This is a genomic window from Bacillota bacterium, assembly GCA_040754315.1.
Lineage (GTDB): Bacteria > Bacillota > Sulfobacillia > DUSP01 > JBFMCS01 > JBFMCS01.
In genome coordinates this window covers 1-16,686 of the sequence record JBFMCS010000060.1, presented here as the reverse complement: position 1 = coordinate 16,686, position 16,686 = coordinate 1, and the positions used below count along the sequence as shown (strand labels likewise).

The following is a 16,686-nucleotide window of genomic DNA, read 5'->3' as shown; positions in this document are numbered from 1 at the left end:
TGTCCCTCCTAGCCGCCAAGTCTCGACATGAGGCGCCTGCCCCCTTCTCCGCAGGTCATGTGGTGTTCCAGGGGCTTTAGCAGCACCGCGTGCTCTATCAAGACCTTCACCTCTTCATCGGAGGCCCCTCGCCTCATGGCACCCAGGAGGTCGATCTCCACATCCCCGGAAAGGCAAGGGTTCAGGCGCCCGTTGGAGGTGAGGCGCAGCCGGTTGCAGGAGAAGCAGAAGTGGCAGCTCATGGCGGAAATGAAACCCACGGTGCCAAGGGCTCCGGGCAATCGGAAGTAACGGGCGGGCCCGCTTCCTACCACCTCTATCGGCTCCAGCCGTCCAGCCTTGCCCAGCCTATCCTGTACCTCCGCCGCCGGGACGAACATCTTCTCCCAGCGCTGCCTGGCCCCGGAGCCAGTCCCCAGGTCCGAGCCAAGGGGCATGAGCTCGATGAACCTCACATGCACAGGGTACTCCACGCTGAGGTTGGCCAGGGCCTCCCACTCGTCATCGTTCAACCCTCGCATGGCCACAGTGTTCAGCTTCACAGGGGAGAAGCCCCTTTCCAGGGCCGCCTGGAGACCGTTCCAGACTGTTGCCAGGTTGCCCCCCCGGGTTATCCTGGAGAACCGCTCTGGCTTCAGGGTATCCAGGCTAATGTTGAGCCTCCTGACTCCAGATTGCCAGAGTCCCTCAAGGTTCTCCTCCAGGAGTGTGCCATTGGTGGTGAGTGTAACCTCGGAGACCCTCGCCATCCGGGAGAGCGTGGCCAGGAAACCCGTGAGTCCCTTGCGGACCAGCGGTTCCCCTCCGGTCACCCGGACCTTCCGGAAACCCAGGCTCGTAGCGCACCCTATGGCCCGGCTCATCTCCTCATAGGTCATCATGTCACCATGGGAGAACTTCTCCGGCACTCCCTTGGAGGGCATGCAGTAGAAACACCGGAGGTTACACCTGTCGGTCACGGAAACCCTGAGGTATTCGATCCTTCTCCCATAGGTATCAAGCACCCGTGGGTCCTCCCTCTACAAGAGTCTCTTTCCCCGTATCGCTGGTATCGTATCCGCCCAGCTCAAGAAGGCCTGTCTTGAACGCCTCGGACCTGATGATCCCCAGGAGGGCCTGGAAAGGCCCGGTGTCGTAGGTCTCCCGGGATACAAGGATCTCGTAGGGTTCCTGGGCCACAGGAACGAAGTCGAGGCCTAGTGCCCTGGCAGCAGCCAGGATCCCCAGTCCAGCGTCGGCCGCGCCGCTCTTGACAGCGGAGGCCACAGCCATGTGAGTGTGTTCCTCCCTGTCATAGCCATTGATGGAACGCGGGTCAATGCCAAGGAGCCCGAGGTGGTGATCCAGGAGCACCCTGGTGCCGGCACCCTTCTGGCGGTTCACGAAGGTGACGTCCCCCTCGAGGTGCCCAAGGCCCCTGATCCCCAGGGGGTTCCCCGGGCTCACCATGAGGCCCTGCTGTCGGGTGGCCACCCTCACCAGGACCCAGTTCCTCCCGGGAAGAAGGCGCTGGACAAAGGGCTTGTTGTACTCTCCAGTGGCCTCATCCAAGAGGTGTACGCCTGAGGCGTGGGCCTCCCGCCGCCTGAGGGCAGTGATGCCGCCCAGGCTTCCCACGTGGGCTGAGGAAACACGTATGCCCAAGGGGAGAGCCATCTGGCCTAGGAGGTCCAGGCTCATGTCATGGCTGCCGATGATCAGGAGCGTCCTGTCTAGGTCGGGCTCAATACCCCAGACCTCGGCCGCCACCTCCCGGCCCTCCTCAAGCCCCTCGCTCAAGAGGGGGACCCTCACCACGGCGTCCGCCCTGACCAGTGAACTGAGGAGGCCGGCGCCGCGGGATATGGGAACCGCCACAACGCGGCCGTCAACCCTGCCCAGCTTGACCCTGACGAACTCCTCCACCCCCAGGGTGGAGACCACCCTGCGCCCCAGGCGGCTCCTCACCAGTGGCCTGGGCGGGGGCACCGTGCCGCACATCCTGTAAAGGAGGGGTCTAAGGAAGAGTTCCGCGGCAACTACTGCTGACACTGGGTAGCCTGGGACCCCGATAGTGGGCTTGCCCTGGACCACCGCCAGGATGGCCGGTTTTCCGGGCCTGGTGGCTATCCCATGGGCGACCACGCGCCCAAGTCTGCCCAGGACGTCCCGGGTGAAGTCCCGGGTTCCCGCGGACGATCCCGCTATCACCGCCACTACGTCGCTGCTATCCATTGCCCGGGAAATAACCCGGGTGAGCTTCCCCGGTTCGTCTGGCACAGGGGCCGAGCGAGCGGGCACTCCGCCCCATTCCCTGACCAGGGCAGCCAGGACCCGGGAGTTGGTGTCGGGCACCCGCCCGGGAGGGGAATGGGGGCCAGGGTCCACCACCTCTGAACCGGTGGGAATAATGGTCACTCTAGGCTTGGCGCACATGCTAACGCGGGTAATCCCGCCAGCCAGGAGAGCCCCTATGTCCTGGGGCCTCAGCGTGTGCCCCCCGGGAAGGATCATCTCTGTGGCAACAATGTCCTCCCCGGCAAGTCTCACGTTCTGCCAGGGTGAGGCAGCACTGGTTATCTCAACCTGGCCCGCCTCGATGTGGACGTCCTCCACCATCAGGACCGCGTCGAAATCCCCGGGCATTATGTCCCCGGTGTTGACCTCTACCGCGGACTGCCCCAGGGCAAGCCTGAGGGGGCTAGTCTCATCGGCGCCATAGGTATCCTGGGCGCGAACGGCGACGCCATCCACGGCCGAGGCGTGGTAGTGGGGTGAGGAGGTCAGCGCCATGGCGGGCCCGGCCAGGACCCGTCCTAAGGCCGTCTCAACCTCCAGGGTTTCCGTGGAGGGCTGGAAGGAGTCCCCCAGGGCCTCCATCCATGCCTTGAGGGCGTCCTCCCAGGGCGTCATTTCCAGGTACACACGACGGGGTGCCATGCCCCATCAACTGCCTTTCTTCCTGTCTTCAGGGCCCCCCCAGGATTACCTTGACCTCTTCCCCAGCGGAGCACCCATTCTTTCCCACGGGAATGACTATGTAGCCGTCAGCCTTCATTAGGGGTGATATGAGGGCTGAGGCTCCCAGAACAGGCGAGGCCACGGGTCCCGGTCCCTCCTGGGAGAGCGCTACCCTGACCATGTCCATGCGTCCCACGGGAGAAGAGATGCTCCGGGAGAGAATTGCGGTGACCTCAGCCAAGCGGTGGCGGGGGTTCCTCTCCCCGGCCAGCCTCAGGAGCACCGGGCGTACAACAGCGGCATACGCCACCAGGGCCGAGGCCGGGTGCCCCGGTAGGCCATAGATGGGTTTCATCCCTGAGAGGCCCAGGATCGCCGGTTTTCCGGGTTTCAATGCTATACCGTGAACCATGACTCCCGGTGGGCCAAGGCTATCTATTACCTCCCGGGTGAGGTCCCGGGCCCCCACCGAGCTGCCGCCCGAAATGAGGAGTATGTCCCAGGAATCCAGCGAAGAAGCCATAGCTGAGCGGAGGGCGTCGAGGTTGTCCTCGACGATGCCCATCAGGGTGACCTCCGAGCCATCCCTCACTGCCATGGCCGCCAGGCCGGTGGAGTTCATGTCCCTGACCTGTCCAGGCCCGGGCCGCTGGCCCACGGGCACCACCTCGTCACCGGTGGAGAGGATGGCAACCCGGGGCTTCCGGAAGACATGGACCTCCTCCATGCCCAGCCCCGCCAGGCCCGCGAGGTCAGCGGGTCCCAGCCGCTTGCCCGCCTCAAGGACGGTGGCTTCCTTCTTGATGTCCTGGCCCGCTGTGACCACGTTCTCACCGGGGGCGACACCCTTTACCACGCCGATGGAACTGTCCCCGATATCCTCAGCCTGCTCCACCATGACAACGGCATCGGCGCCACCAGGGAGCATCCCGCCAGTGGGCACCCTCACGGCGATTCCAGGGCCCACCAAGACCCCTGCGGGCCTTCCCATGAAGACCTCCCCTGTAACCGTCAGGATGGCCGGGAGCGCCTCAGACGCCCCGAAGGTGTCACGGGCCATGACGGCGTACCCGTCCACGGTGGACTTCGGGTAGTTGGGCACGTCCTCCGGGGAGACAATAGGACAGGCCAGCACCCTGTCCAGCGCATCTAGGAGGGGCACTCTCTCCCTGGCTGGGTCCGGCACCTCCAGGGCCTTAAGGATCTTGGAGACCGCGTCTTCAGGTGTCACTACGGAGAAGAGATCCACCTCAGCACTCCTCGATGGGTTACTTGAAGCAGCCCAGCTGGCAGGCCACGATCTTCACGCCCACCCGGTTTGCAGCGTCTCCGATCTCCTTGGGGCTCACACCGTTCTTCCGGGCCAGCTCAAAGGCGACGGCGCAGGCAAGCCTGCCGTCCCTGGCGGCGTCCTGGACCTCCTGATCCAGTTTCCCCCGGTTATCCACGGCACTCTCTCCTTTCCACGAAAAGAGGCTGGTCCGGGATAGGAGCCAGCCTCACTTCGGGCGGAATCGTCTAGCTCTCCTTCCCAAACACGGGAGGCACGCCGGTTTCCCATGCCGCCGGGGCGGCGACGTGCCCTCAACCACCCAAGGGTGGCTTCGGCCGAAAACCATGGGCTCGGGCCTTTAGGCTGCTCGGCTCGGAGGACTGCTCTTGTTTTCAGTGTAATTCTTTACGGCTATGCGAGTTCCTTCTTGGCGTCATTATGGATTATAACCTGGGATGGGGGTGTTTGGCCAGCACTACGCTGGATTATATCGCTCCCATCTTATAACCTTGTCCGCTGGATACGGACTCTATGGTTTTCCGCTGTAAAAACCCCGCTTTGGCAACATATTTTTTGCCAATGCCCAGTGTAACGGGGAGGGTTGTCACTTGGAAGGGGATTTTTTCTACTACACGTGATACGGCTTGAGCAAAGGGGTTCTTAGGAACCTCCGGCTGACGAGGTGGCTGCAGTCTAACCTTGGAGGAGTTGGATCTGTTTGGGGGATCGGGGGAAGATCCGTCGGGAAGACGCTGGGCCAGAACAGGTCCACACACTCCAGGGCATCACACACCACGGCGAACTCCCGGAGATCCATGGAGGCAAAGTTCGTTTCTCACCTGTCCTGTTGGCCCGCCATGAAGGGGCAGTAGCCGATAGGCGCCACGAAGGGGAACTCCCCTGGCACATGGAGATTTCTCCCCTCCTCCCTGGCGGCCAGCGCGACCCCACTTCCACCGCGTCCAGGGCATACTCCACGAGATCCGGAGGGATCTTGACCAGCAAGCCCTGGCACCTGGCGCCATTGCGAGCTAGGAGAGTCCTGGCAGCCTCACTGAGAAGCGTAATCCCCATTGTATCGAGAATATCGAGGCTTGCCTGGTGGATGCTGGCTATCCCGGGTTCTGACAGGAAGATGTCTCTGCCCTCATACCTCGCCTCCTCACTTCAATTATAAGGAAAAGCAGGCTCTGTGCCAATTTTCAGATTGTTGTGGAGGGGAAGCACCCCGGTTATTCCCGGGCTTGGCGTTGCATCCTCGCAGGCAGCCCGGGCATCCCCCGGGATGCGGCGGGTTATCATTCCCTCATATGCCCTCCTCCTTACCGTGGGCTTCGCCTGTGGAGGTGCCGCCTGGCTGGACATCCCGTCCAGATGTTGCCCGCCCGAGGCAAGAAGGCGAAGGGAGGTTTCTCGCGAATACTTTCATAATCGCCTCAAGGGAGGGGAAGCCATGCAGGACAGGTGTGCCTTGGGGGCGCATGGAAACCTTCTTACCCTCAGGGATGGCACCCGGGCCGCGGTGCCCATCATCGTGGGTTACCTGCCCATCGGCATGGCTTACGGTGTCCTGGCCTGCCAGGCCGGGTTCACCGTGCCTGAGGTGGTCGCCATGTCACTGATAGTCTTCGCTGGGTCGTCCCAGTTCATCGCGGCGGGCATGTGGGCCACAGGTATGGGGTCCTTGGCCATCGTAGCCACCACCTTCCTGGTAAACCTGAGGCACGCCCTGATGAGCGCTGCCCTGGCTAAGCCCCTGGCCCGCATTCCCAGGCCCTCCCAGGCACTCCTGTCCTTCTGGATCACCGACGAGTCCTTCGCGGTTTCCAGCACACTCCTTTCCGGCCCGGGCCAGGCCACCACAGGGTTCATGGCGGGGCTCCAGCTGGCCGCCTACTTGGCCTGGGCCCTGGGCTCACTCCTTGGCGCCCTGGTTAGCCCCCTGGCCCTGGGTGTGGCTCACCTGGGGGTGGAGTTCACGCTCCCGGCGATGTTCATCGCCCTGCTGGTGGCGCAGGTGAAGGGAACCACATCCGTGGCGGTAGCAGCCTTTGCCGCGGCAGTCTCCGTTTTCCTGGCCCTTCATATACAGGGGAACTTCAACGTAATCCTGGCGACCCTGGCGGCTGCCTCCCTGGGGGTGCTCCTGGACAAATGAGAAAAGAGGTCCTCGTGTTGTTCCTAGCCATGATGGCTGTTACCTACGTCCCCAGGATGCTTCCCCTGGTGGTGCTGAGCCGGCTGGAACTGCCCGTGTGGCTCACGCGGTTCCTGGCCCACGTGCCCGCGGCGGTGCTGGCCGCCCTTGTGGCACCCCACCTGCTGGTTGCCGGGGATGGACTCGCCCTCTCCTTTGACAACCTGCCACTGGTGGCCGCGGTGCCCACTATAGCCGTGGCCATAAAGACCAGGAGCCTGTTCCTGCCTATCCTGGTGGGCCTGGGAACAATAGTGATACTGAACCTCTTGCTCTGACCGCAGCGCGAGAGGCCATGGGAGGTGTTCGGATGTGGCCCGGCTCCTGGTAAACCTGGACGCCGTCAGGCATAACGCCAGGCTCATAGCGGATCTGTGCTCCGCGCGGGGCGTCTTGCTGACCGGGGTAACCAAGGGGGTCTTGGCGGATCCCTCTCTTGTCAGGGTCCTGGTGGAAGAGGGCATTCATAGCCTGGCAGACTCCCGCCTCGCAAACATTGCCCGGATCAGGGAGACCGGCGTGGCCGCGGAATTGCACCTTATCCGCGCCCCCGGCCCGGAAGAACTGCCAGGTGTCCTCGACATGACGGATGCCAGCTACCACTCGGAACTCCGGACGATAAGGGAACTGGCCTCACTGGCCCATGCCAGGGGTACTGAGCACCGGGTGGTACTCATGGTGGACGTGGGAGACCGCAGGGAAGGCCTTATGCCCGGCGACGTGCTGGAGGCGGCCCGGGAGGTGCTGGATCTCAAGGGTGCCTGCCTTCACGGCCTGGGGATGAACGTGGGTTGTGCCAGCGGGGTACAGCCCACCCCTGCTAACATGGGGCTCCTGGCCAGTCTGGCCCAGGATGTCCAGGACCAGTTGGGTTGCCCGGTCCCCCTGGTATCCGGGGGGAGCAGCCTGGCCATGCCGCTGCTAGTGGAGGGAAGGGTCCCCCAGGGAGTAAACCACTTCAGGGTGGGCTGCGCCATCTGGCTCGGCGATTATAACACTTGGGACGAGCCTGTGCCCGGCGCCCGGCACGACGGGTTCGACCTGAGGGCGACCATAATCGAGCTGAAGTGGAAGCCTTCGCTCCCGGAGGGAGAGATCGGGGTGGATGCCTTCGGCTGTTGCCCATCCTTCGAGGATCGCGGCCCCATGTTCAGGGCCATCTGCTCCCTGGGGAAACAGGACATCTACCTGGAGGGCATTGAGCCCCTGCTCCCCGGGGCCAGGGTAGTGACGGCCAGCAGTGACCACTTGATCCTGGACGTGACCGCCGTGGAGCCGCCCCCGCAGGTGGGGGACGAGGTGAGGTTCCGGATGAACTACGGAGCCATGCTCTATGCCATGCAGAGCGGGTACGTCATTAAGAAATACCTGGGCAAACCGGCTCACGCCTAGCCTGGAGTCCCAGGGCCGCCTAGACCTGGTGGCCCGGGCATAAGCCTTGTTCACCGGGAGGGAGTGCTCAATGAGGTTGCCCAGAACCGGCACAGCCCAGATCATGAAGCGGTTGAACAGGCTTTGCTCCAGCCTCCCAGGACTTCTTGACCGGCCAGTCCCATCTAGCCCGTTCTCGCTGGCGGAGGCCCAGGTTCTGCTGGAGATCCGCGAAGCTCGGGAACAGGGAGCGGCAGGACTGGAAGACCTGGTGGGCTTAGAGACTGGCTACTTTGAGGAGGTTCTCGGGAGGCTTGAGAGGAACGGCTTCATTGAGAGAAGCTCCGCCGGGGTGCATGGCGTGATCTGCCTCACGGGGAGAGCGCTCAGGGCACTGGATGGCATGAGCCAGGAAACCCTGTCCCTAGGCCCCCTGGGAGGCCTGTCCCGGGGGGACCTCCAAAGCCTGGATGACTCCCTGACCACAATGGAGCGCCTCCTTGTACCGGCAAAGGCACCCTCCAGGCGTGAGCCTGCGATAAGGTGGGACATCAGGCCCGGGGATATCGGGTCCGTCATCCGGATGCACGCCCTCATCTACTCCCAGGAGTGCGGCTACAACCTGGAGTTTGAGGCATACGTCGCAGGCACGCTCCAGGAATTCGCCCAAGGGTACTCGCCGGAAAAGGACAGGCTCTGGATGGCAGAGGTTCCCGGCGCCATGGTGGGATGCATAGGCATAGTGGGCCGCCCAGGGCCGCAGGGCCAGCTCAGGTGGCTCCTGGTACATCCTGTCTACCGCGGTGCCGGGCTCGGCTCAAGACTTATCAGTGAGGCGGTAGGGTTTTGCCGTGACAGCGGGTTTGGCAGTGCGTATCTCCTGACTACCAGCGACCAGCAGGACGCCATCGCCATGTACCGCCGAGCGGGCTTCAGGAAGACCTGGGAGAACCCGGTGAAGGCCTGGGGAAAGGACCTGGTTGAGGAACGGTACGACCTGGTACTGGGAAAGGAGAACTAGGCGGCCATCCAGATTGCCCCTTAAGGGGGCAGGGCTCATCCCCATTACCGGCCGGGGCCCGGGGGTTCAGTTGAGCCGCCGGCGTTATAATCCAAGTCCCGGTTGGCCTGGGAGGATGAGAGCCTTGAAGATACAAGCCCTCCGCCAGGCATTGCCCCTTGGCCTGTTTCTCATTCTTCCGGTTACCCCTGACTACTATCCCCCTATCTCCCAGTGGAAGGCACCATGAAGGGCGTGTCTGTGTTCAGCCTCTTGTAGTGGGCCAGGTGGCTGGCGTCTTCCTTGTTCGCGGGCGCCGGCTCGCCTGCGGCTGCGTCTTTCCCATTGCGGGGCTGCAGATGGCTGTGGAGGCTGCAGTGCTTAAGCCCCTTCACAGGCTGCGCTACTTGGGGCTCGCCAGGTTCGGCCTGTGGGGTCTTTACTACTCCCTGGCGCTCATCGTGCTGATCCTGGCTCCCTGGGTAGGCGGGGTTTCCAGTGCCGGCTTCTACGACAGGGATGCCCCATGAGCCTCCTGGTCTTGGCCGTGGCAGGGTCCAGATGGTCCACATGGAGTGCACCCTGTGCGGGGCCTGCGTCGATGGGTACCTAGGGTTTCCTGTGCAATCCCTGGCGCCAGCACCTGACCTCGAGGCCGTGTTTTTTCCCGCTGGAGGGAACCGTGACCCTCGCCCTTCGTCTATATGGGCAAGGGAAGGAGGCACGGCGATGCCCAGGACAATAGGGGTCATCCTGGTGGTGGCAATCCTGGTGGTGCTGCCGGGATGCGTCAGGGCACCGGCAGTACCCATTGACGAAGGCCCCTTGGGCGGCGGAGGGGATACCGAGCCTGTACAAGAGATGCCTTCAGGGGTAGTGGTGTATGACGAACCCCCAGACCCTCTTCTCACTGAGTGGATAGAGATACACAGGCATAACGAGGGCGCGTACCAGTGGAGCCTTGGCGGGATCCGCTACGTGCTGGTGGCCGCAGGGGAGAGGCCCACGGGAGGCTACGCGGTGAAGGTGGACGAGGTCAGGCTGTCCCGGGGTGTGTGGCTGGTAGACGTAGTGCTGGTGGAACCTGGCCCTGGTGATAACGTCACCCAGGCCCTTACCTACCCCTTCGCGCTGGTGAGCATGGATGAGGGTGACTTCCAGGTCCAGGTCCGGCGTGTCACAGGGGAAGGTGTGGAGGAGATCCCTGTGGTGGCGGCCAGCCCCAGGTTCATTGTCACATCTCCAATCCCTGGGACCCAGGTTCAGGGTGAGGTGAGGGTGACAGGTGCTGGAGTGGCGCCTGGAGGTTCCTTCCGGGTACTGGTGGAGGATGGCCACATGGTCCTGGGCAGGGCCAGCGGCACCACCAGCGGCGATACCGAGTGGAGCCGCTTCGACCTGGTGGTGGAGATCGGGACCCCTGCGAATCCTTACGGGGCAATAGTCATCTACACGGAAAGCCCACAGGATGGGTCCATCACCGAGGAGTTGATCTTGCCCGTGAGGTTTGGCTCCGCTGGCGGCTAGAGGCTTGGCCAGTGTGTACGGGCGGGGAGACCCGGAGCCTCCCCGCCCTTCACGTTTCTCAGGATTCCTGGTACCTCTTCAGGAGCTTCTCTATCTTCTTCCCCGTGAGCCTTCCAAAGGTCTGGTCCCCTACCATCATGGCGGGGGCTAGGCCACAGGCCCCAAGACACGCCACCCTCTCCAGGGTGAACTTGAGGTCCTCCGTGGTCTCCCCGGGCTGGATCCCGATGACCTCCGAGACCCTCTCCAGGACCCTCTCGCCCCCCCTCACGTGACAGGCGGTGCCGAGGCACACCCTGATCACATGCTCTCCCCGGGGCTTGAGGTGGAACTGAGCATAGAAGGTCACCACCCCGTATATCTTGCTCACGGGGATCCTCATGGCCTTGGATACCCTCTCCAGGACTGGGCGAGGTAGATACCCGCAGGCCTCCTGGAGCTCCTGGAGGATGGTTATGAGTACCCCCTTCTGCCCTTCACGGCCCTTGAGGATCTCGTCCACGCGATCAAGATCGATTCCCGCCGTCTTCACTCGCCTGCCCCTCCCTTCTCTGAGGGCCGGACCCTCACTGCGGCCACTTTTAGCTCTGGTATCTTGGCAATGGGGTCCAAGACCGGGTTTGTCAGCACATTAGCCGCGGCCTCCACGAAGTGGAAAGGTATGAACACAACCCGTTTCGGCACTGTGCCCGTGACGGCGGCCTGGATGTGGATGCGGCCCCTCCGGGACTCCACGGATACCATGTCGCCGTCTTCCACCCCGAGGTCCTGTGCTGTCTTGGGATTAATCTCCACGTAGCCTGCGGGCCTGTGGGCGTGAAGGCCAGCGGACCTGCGGCTCATAGTGCCCGTGTGGTAGTGATAGAGCATGCGGCCAGTGGTGAGCACCAGTGGGTATTCTTCATCAGGCAGCTCAGCCGCGGGCTTGTATGTCACCGCCATGAACTTGCCCTTGCCCCTGGTGAACTGGCCCTTGTGCAGGAAACGGGTCCCAGGGTGATCCCGGGACGGGCATGGCCACTGCAGCCCGGCAGTTCCCAGGCGGTCGTGGGTGATGCCACCGTAGTTGGGAGCCAGGGAGGCTATCTCGGCCATTATCTCCGACGGGTGGCTGTAGTCCATCTCCAGTCCCATCAGCCGGCCCACCCTCACTAGTATTCTCCAGTCCGGAAGGCTGTCTCCCGGTGGATCCACAGCCTTGTGAACTAGCTGCACCCGTCTCTCGGTGTTGGTGAAGGTCCCGTCCCTCTCGCTGAAGGCAGCGCCAGGCAGTACCACGTGGGCCTTCTGGGCCGTCTCAGTGAGGAATATGTCCTGCACAACCAGGAACTCCAAATCATCCAGGGTCTCATCCACGTGACCGAGGTCAGGGTCGGAAACCATGGGGTTCTCCCCCATTATGTACAGTCCCTTTATCTTGCCCTGTGTGATGGCGTTCATCATCTCCATCATGGTAAGCCCTGGCGCCGAGGGGAGGGTGACGCCCCAGGCCTTCTCGAACTTGGCCCTGGCGGCATCGTCATCCACCTTCTGGTACCCCGGGAAGACGTTGGGCAGGGCCCCCATGTCGCACGCACCCTGCACGTTGTTCTGGCCCCGCAATGGGTTCACGCCCGTGCTCTCCCGGCCCACGTTGCCTGTGAGCATCGCGAGGTTGGCGATGCTCATTACGTTGTCCGTGCCGGTGGTATGCTGAGTGATCCCCATGGAGTAGAAGATAGCGGCGCGCTCGGCCTTGGCATACAGTCGCGCTGCCTCCCTGATGGTGCCTGCGGGAACGCCAGTGATGCCCTCCACGTATTCAGGAGAGTAGGACTCCAGGGTCTCCGCGAACTCCGCGAAGCCCTCGGTCCTCTCTGCGACAAACTCCTTGTCGTAGAGTCGTTCCTTCAGAATGACGTTCATCATCCCGTTGAGCAAGGCCACGTCCGTGCCGGGCATCTGCTGCATGAACACATCTGCCTTGTGGGCCAGGTCTATGGTCCTGGGGTCTGCCACGACGAGCCTGGCGCCCCGCTTAAGGGCCATCTCGATATAGGAGCCAATCACAGGGTGGGCCTCGGTTGTGTTGGAGCCTATGACGAAGATGGCGTCGGCACCTTCCGTCTCCGCTATGGAGTTGGTCATGGCGCCGCTGCCGAAGGAAATGGCAAGGCCCGCAACGGAGGAAGCATGGCACAGCCTGGCACAGTGGTCCACATTATTGGTGCCGAAGGCACCCCTCACCAGCTTCTGCATGAGGTAGTTCTCCTCATTGGTTACCTTGGCCGAAGCCAAGCCTGCGAGGGCCGCCGGCCCGTGCTTTTCCTTGATCTCCGAAAGACGCGAGGCCACGAGTCCCAGGGCCTCATCCCAGGTAGCCTCCCGGAAGGCACCATGCTCCCTTATCAGGGGCTTGGTCAAGCGTTCCGGGTGGTGCAGGTAGTCATGGCCAAAGCGGCCCTTGACGCAAAGGAGCTCTCTGTTGGCCGGTCCATCCGCCGGAGACACTCCAACCACCTTGCCGTTCCGGACATGCAGGTAGATCTGGCAGCCCACACCGCAATAGGAACACACAGTCCTGACCTTCTGGATCTCCCAGGGCCTGCCCTGGCCCTTCTGCATCTTGGGCACCAGGGCCCCTACTGGGCAGGCGGTGACGCAGTTGCCGCAGAACACACAGGGGCTCTCCTGGAGGGTCCCGTCGAAGGCCGTAGCGATCTTTGTCTTGAAGCCCCGGTGGGCGTAGTCAATGGCATTGACACCCATGATCTCGTCGCAAACCCTCACGCACCGGCCGCAGAGTATGCACTTCTCGTAGTCCCGCAGGAAGAACGGGTTGGATGCATCCACAGGGTACGAGGTTCGCTGCCCTTGGTACATGGACTTCTCCACTCCGTAGCGATAGGAGTAGTCCTGGAGCTGGCAGTCGCCGGCAGCCTCACATGTGAGGCAGTCCAGGGGGTGATTAGCCAGCAGGAGATGGAGCACCGTCTTGCGGGCCTCCACGACCCTGGGGGATTCCGTGAATATCCTCATGTCCTGAACCGCTGGGGTGGTGCATGAGGCCATCAGTGCCCTGGCGCCCTCAACCTCCACCACGCACATGCGGCACGCCCCCGATGGCTTGAGGAAGGGGTGGTGGCACAGGTTGGGGACGGCAATTCCGGCCATCTGGGCCGCCTGGAGTATGGTGCTCCCGGCAGGGACCTCCACGGCCTTACCGTCTATGTACAGGGTGACCGTGCTCACGACGCCGCCTCCTTTCCGCGGAGCACTGCACTGGTGGCGCACACCTCTTCACAGCTCCCGCACTTTATGCACTTGTCCTTGTCAATAACGTAGGGCGTATTCTTGCTCCCGGTGATGGCCTGGGTGGGACAGGCCTTTGCGCAAAGGCCACACTTCTTGCATAGGTCGGGTTCTATGTAGAAATCCACCAGTGCGATGCAGGCGCCAGCCGGGCAGCGTTTGTTCACTATGTGCTCCCCGTATTCATCCCGGAAGTACCGGAGGGTTGTCAGCACAGGGTTGGGTGCCGTCTGGCCCAGGCCGCAAAGGGAGGCATCCTTGACCGACTTGGCCAGGGACTCCAGGCGGTCTATGTCTGCCTCCTCGCCTTTGCCCTCGCTAATCCTCTCTAGGAGCTCCAGCATCCGGAGGGTGCCTTCCCGGCAAGGGGTACACTTGCCGCAAGACTCACTCTGGGTGAACTTCAGAAAGAACTTGGCGATGTCTACCATGCAGCTTCTGTCATCTAGCACAACGAGGCCACCGGACCCCATTATGGCACCGCTGGCCGTGAGTGAATCATAGTCCACGGGGGTATCCAGGAGGGCGTCAGGCAGGCACCCACCGGAGGGGCCTCCGATCTGGACAGCCTTGAACTGGCGGTTACCAAATACGCCGCCTCCTATGTCATATATGATCTCCCGCAGCGTGATGCCCATGGGCACCTCCGCCAAACCCGTGTTGGCGATCTTGCCGGCCAGGGCGAACACCTTGGTGCCCTTGGAGCGCTCCGTGCCTATCTGGGCGTACCAGTCGCCACCGCTAGTGACGATGGCAGGCACATTGGCGTAGGTCTCCACGTTGTTGATGTTGGTGGGGCACCCCCAGAGGCCCTTCTGAGCAGGGAACGGGGGGCGCGCCCTGGGCATTCCCCTCTCCCCCTCGATGGAGGCCAGGAGCGCTGTTTCCTCCCCGCACACGAAGGCGCCAGCCCCCTCCTTGATCTTCAGGTGGAAGGAGAAACTTGTGCCAAGTATGTCATCCCCCAGGAGCCTTTCTTCCTCGGCCTGTCTCAATGCCATTTTGAGGCGCTTAATGGCCAGTGGATACTCCGCGCGGACGTAGAGGTATCCCTCTTGGGCCCCGATGGCGTAGGCCGCCAGTATCATACCCTCTATGACAGCATGAGGGTCTCCCTCCAGGATGCTCCGGTCCATGAAGGCTCCGGGGTCTCCTTCGTCACCGTTACACACCACGTACTTCCGGGGTCCCGGGGCCTGCCTGGTGAACTCCCACTTGAGTCCCGATGGGAAACCGGCCCCCCCACGCCCTCTCAGCCCGGACCTCTTAACCTGATCGATGACTTCATCCTGGGTCATGGAGGACAGGGCCCTCACAAGGCCTTGATAGCCGCCGTGGGCTATGTAGTCGATGATCTCCTCGGGGTCAATCAAACCGCAATTCACCAGCACCCTGCGATGCTGTTTCTTGTAGAACCCCAGGTCCTGGTAGGGGCGAAGGGGGTCCTCGATGTAGCCGGCAACCCACTCCTCCACGACCTTGTGCTCCCGGACGTGCTGCTCTACGATGCGGGCGGCCTTCTCAGGGGTTACGTCGCCATAGCTGACCCGCCTCTCCCCTGGCAGGGCCACGTCCACCAGGACCTCTTGCTCGCACATCCCGATGCAGCCTACCTTCGCCAGGGTCGCCCTGGCCTTCCCGTTGCCCAGGAGTTCGGCAAGGGCCTGGTAGACATCCGTGGCCCCTGCCGCAATGCCGCAGGTTCCCATGCCCACGATGACCCTGGCCTGGGTTGGCGCCTGGGCCGCCTGGGCCATGAGCCTTTGCCGCTTCTCCTTGAATTCCTGCAGCTTCTGACTCATATGATCTTCAATCACCTCGCCCGTATCTGGATTGCTGGCCCTCACTCAGGCATGCCTATTTATAGTTCACCGGGCCGGTGTCATTTCCTTCCCCGCTGCGCTGGCATCAAGTCCAAGCCGCGTGGGTAGAAAGTGCTTTTGCTCCTTGTGGGTATTACGGGGAGAACCTGCCCGTCCGGGGCATGGCCTCTGCGGCTATTGACCGGATGCCACGAATACCGGTATGATATGTACGTAAGTTTGCATACGTAGCCCGAGGGGGTAGCGCCTATATGGAATTCCGGGAGCGTTTTGAGCTTAGGCTTGACCGGAGACTGCTAGGTAAACTCAAGGCTGAGGCCGCCGAGAAGGGAACGAGCGTGGCGGAGATAGTCAGGGAATCCCTGGAGAACCGTTACGTGGCAACCCGGGAGGAAAGGATCAGGGCGGCCAGGGAACTGTGCCTGGTAGACACCGGGTCGGAGGAGTGGCCGGCCCTGGAGAACCAGATTGACGAGGAGCACATCCCTTGACTTTCATCGATACGAACATTCCCTTGTACGCGTCCGGGAAGGAACACCCCTACAGGGAGGCCTGCAGGAACCTGGTGAGGGCCTTGGCAGAAGGAACCCTCCGGGGGGTCACCGATACAGGGGTGCTCCAGGAACTCATGGATGTGGGCCTCCACTCAGGCCGGAGCCTCCGGGTCTATGACCTTTGGCGCATCATCATGGATGGGTCCATACTTCCGGTGTCCGTGGATGACATGGACGCCGCGCGGCGGCTTCACGCCAGGCATCCCGGCCTGTCGCCTCGAGAGCTTATCCACGCCGCTGTCATGCTCAACAATGGAATTCTCACTGTCATTTCCGCCGACCAGCACTTCGATGAGATAGAGGGGATATCTCGCCTGGATCCTAAGAACACAGGTGCCTGAAATACCATGGGCCAGCCCACCCCGGGTGGCCCATTACGGGTCGAGCCGGGGATGCGGTACAGCTTGGCGCGGCGACACACTACCCCCAACCTCGGCATCCTCAAGAAAACACCCTGTATAGCGAAGTTCCTCCTTGAGCATGCCGCAGCATGTGAGGCTCTAGGGCATAAGGTTCCCTCCGTTAGTGACAAGTCTCCGGGCACACGCCTCCGGTGGAGGTGTAACCTGGGTCAGTGCTACAACCCGAGTTTAACAGAACAGTAGTTTGATTTTGCGAAGAAACTCTTTGAAAAGCCGCGTTAAATCGCGGTTTTTTGCTTGCGCTACGCTTGCTTTGATGGTATAATTAGACAGACTGATAAGACGCAT

Annotated in this window: 16 protein-coding genes and 1 riboswitch; of the genes, 8 read left to right on the top strand and 8 right to left on the bottom strand. The window is 62.4% G+C overall.

What is annotated here, in order from left to right; translation table 11 throughout:
* Positions 1-8 precede the first annotated feature (8 nt).
* The 5 genes from moaA to AB1576_13615 all read right to left on the bottom strand — a co-directional run bounded on the left by moaA (position 9) and on the right by AB1576_13615 (position 5,344).
* The gene (gene moaA, locus AB1576_13635; protein ID MEW6082768.1) at positions 9-1,004 is read right to left on the bottom strand and encodes a GTP 3',8-cyclase MoaA; all 996 of its coding nucleotides are present in this window, start codon (positions 1,002-1,004) and stop codon (positions 9-11) included.
* Positions 997-2,919, bottom strand: a complete 1,923-nt coding sequence (locus AB1576_13630) for a molybdopterin biosynthesis protein (GenBank protein ID MEW6082767.1) — start codon at positions 2,917-2,919, stop codon at positions 997-999. Before AB1576_13630 ends, moaA begins: the two co-directional genes overlap by 8 nt.
* 28 nt (positions 2,920-2,947) lie before the next feature.
* Entirely contained in the window at positions 2,948-4,189 is a 1,242-nt protein-coding gene (gene glp / locus AB1576_13625) for a gephyrin-like molybdotransferase Glp (protein MEW6082766.1), read from the bottom strand.
* Between the two features lie 19 nt (positions 4,190-4,208).
* Positions 4,209-4,388 (bottom strand): hypothetical protein, encoded by a 180-nt coding sequence (locus AB1576_13620; protein ID MEW6082765.1) that lies wholly within the window; start codon positions 4,386-4,388, stop codon positions 4,209-4,211.
* Positions 4,389-4,448: 60 nt separating this feature from the next.
* Positions 4,449-4,603: riboswitch (molybdenum cofactor riboswitch) on the bottom strand.
* A 303-nt stretch (positions 4,604-4,906) separates the two neighbouring features.
* On the bottom strand, positions 4,907-5,344 hold the full coding sequence (locus tag AB1576_13615; protein ID MEW6082764.1) for a trimethylamine methyltransferase family protein: 438 nt from the start codon (positions 5,342-5,344) through the stop codon (positions 4,907-4,909).
* A gap of 322 nt (positions 5,345-5,666) precedes the next feature.
* Between AB1576_13615 and AB1576_13610 the strand changes: the two genes are divergently transcribed.
* The 6 genes from AB1576_13610 (at position 5,667) to AB1576_13585 (ending at position 10,308) form a co-directional block, all read left to right on the top strand.
* The gene (locus AB1576_13610) at positions 5,667-6,371 is read left to right on the top strand and encodes an AzlC family ABC transporter permease (protein MEW6082763.1); all 705 of its coding nucleotides are present in this window, start codon (positions 5,667-5,669) and stop codon (positions 6,369-6,371) included.
* Positions 6,368-6,688, top strand: coding sequence for an AzlD domain-containing protein (locus tag AB1576_13605; protein MEW6082762.1), 321 nt, complete (start codon positions 6,368-6,370; stop codon positions 6,686-6,688). The genes AB1576_13610 and AB1576_13605 overlap by 4 nt, the downstream gene beginning before the upstream one ends.
* A 34-nt stretch (positions 6,689-6,722) precedes the next feature.
* Complete coding sequence (locus tag AB1576_13600; protein MEW6082761.1) at positions 6,723-7,802, top strand: alanine/ornithine racemase family PLP-dependent enzyme; 1,080 nt, start codon at positions 6,723-6,725, stop codon at positions 7,800-7,802.
* 70 nt (positions 7,803-7,872) lie between these two features.
* A complete protein-coding gene (locus AB1576_13595) occupies positions 7,873-8,802 on the top strand; it encodes a GNAT family N-acetyltransferase (GenBank protein ID MEW6082760.1) in 930 nt (309 codons plus the stop codon).
* A gap of 266 nt (positions 8,803-9,068) precedes the next feature.
* Positions 9,069-9,311, top strand: coding sequence for a hypothetical protein (locus AB1576_13590; protein MEW6082759.1), 243 nt, complete (start codon positions 9,069-9,071; stop codon positions 9,309-9,311).
* Positions 9,312-9,510: 199 nt separating this feature from the next.
* The gene (locus AB1576_13585) at positions 9,511-10,308 is read left to right on the top strand and encodes a protease complex subunit PrcB family protein (protein MEW6082758.1); all 798 of its coding nucleotides are present in this window, start codon (positions 9,511-9,513) and stop codon (positions 10,306-10,308) included.
* A gap of 58 nt (positions 10,309-10,366) precedes the next feature.
* On the opposite strand, the gene nuoE is transcribed toward AB1576_13585, so the two are convergent.
* From nuoE to nuoF, 3 genes are read right to left on the bottom strand one after another with little or no spacing between them, the layout of a single operon-like run.
* Positions 10,367-10,840, bottom strand: coding sequence for an NADH-quinone oxidoreductase subunit NuoE (gene nuoE / locus AB1576_13580; GenBank protein ID MEW6082757.1), 474 nt, complete (start codon positions 10,838-10,840; stop codon positions 10,367-10,369).
* Positions 10,837-13,539: a formate dehydrogenase subunit alpha gene (gene fdhF / locus AB1576_13575; GenBank protein ID MEW6082756.1), complete on the bottom strand. Its 2,703-nt coding sequence runs from the start codon at positions 13,537-13,539 to the stop codon at positions 10,837-10,839. The genes nuoE and fdhF overlap by 4 nt, the downstream gene beginning before the upstream one ends.
* Positions 13,536-15,356, bottom strand: coding sequence for an NADH-quinone oxidoreductase subunit NuoF (gene nuoF / locus AB1576_13570; protein MEW6082755.1), 1,821 nt, complete (start codon positions 15,354-15,356; stop codon positions 13,536-13,538). The genes fdhF and nuoF overlap by 4 nt, the downstream gene beginning before the upstream one ends.
* Before the next feature lie 317 nt (positions 15,357-15,673).
* On the opposite strand from nuoF, the gene AB1576_13565 reads away from it, so the two are divergent.
* On the top strand, positions 15,674-15,913 hold the full coding sequence (locus tag AB1576_13565; GenBank protein ID MEW6082754.1) for a ribbon-helix-helix protein, CopG family: 240 nt from the start codon (positions 15,674-15,676) through the stop codon (positions 15,911-15,913).
* The gene (locus tag AB1576_13560) at positions 15,910-16,317 is read left to right on the top strand and encodes a type II toxin-antitoxin system VapC family toxin (protein ID MEW6082753.1); all 408 of its coding nucleotides are present in this window, start codon (positions 15,910-15,912) and stop codon (positions 16,315-16,317) included. Before AB1576_13565 ends, AB1576_13560 begins: the two co-directional genes overlap by 4 nt.
* Positions 16,318-16,686: the final 369 nt, after the last annotated feature.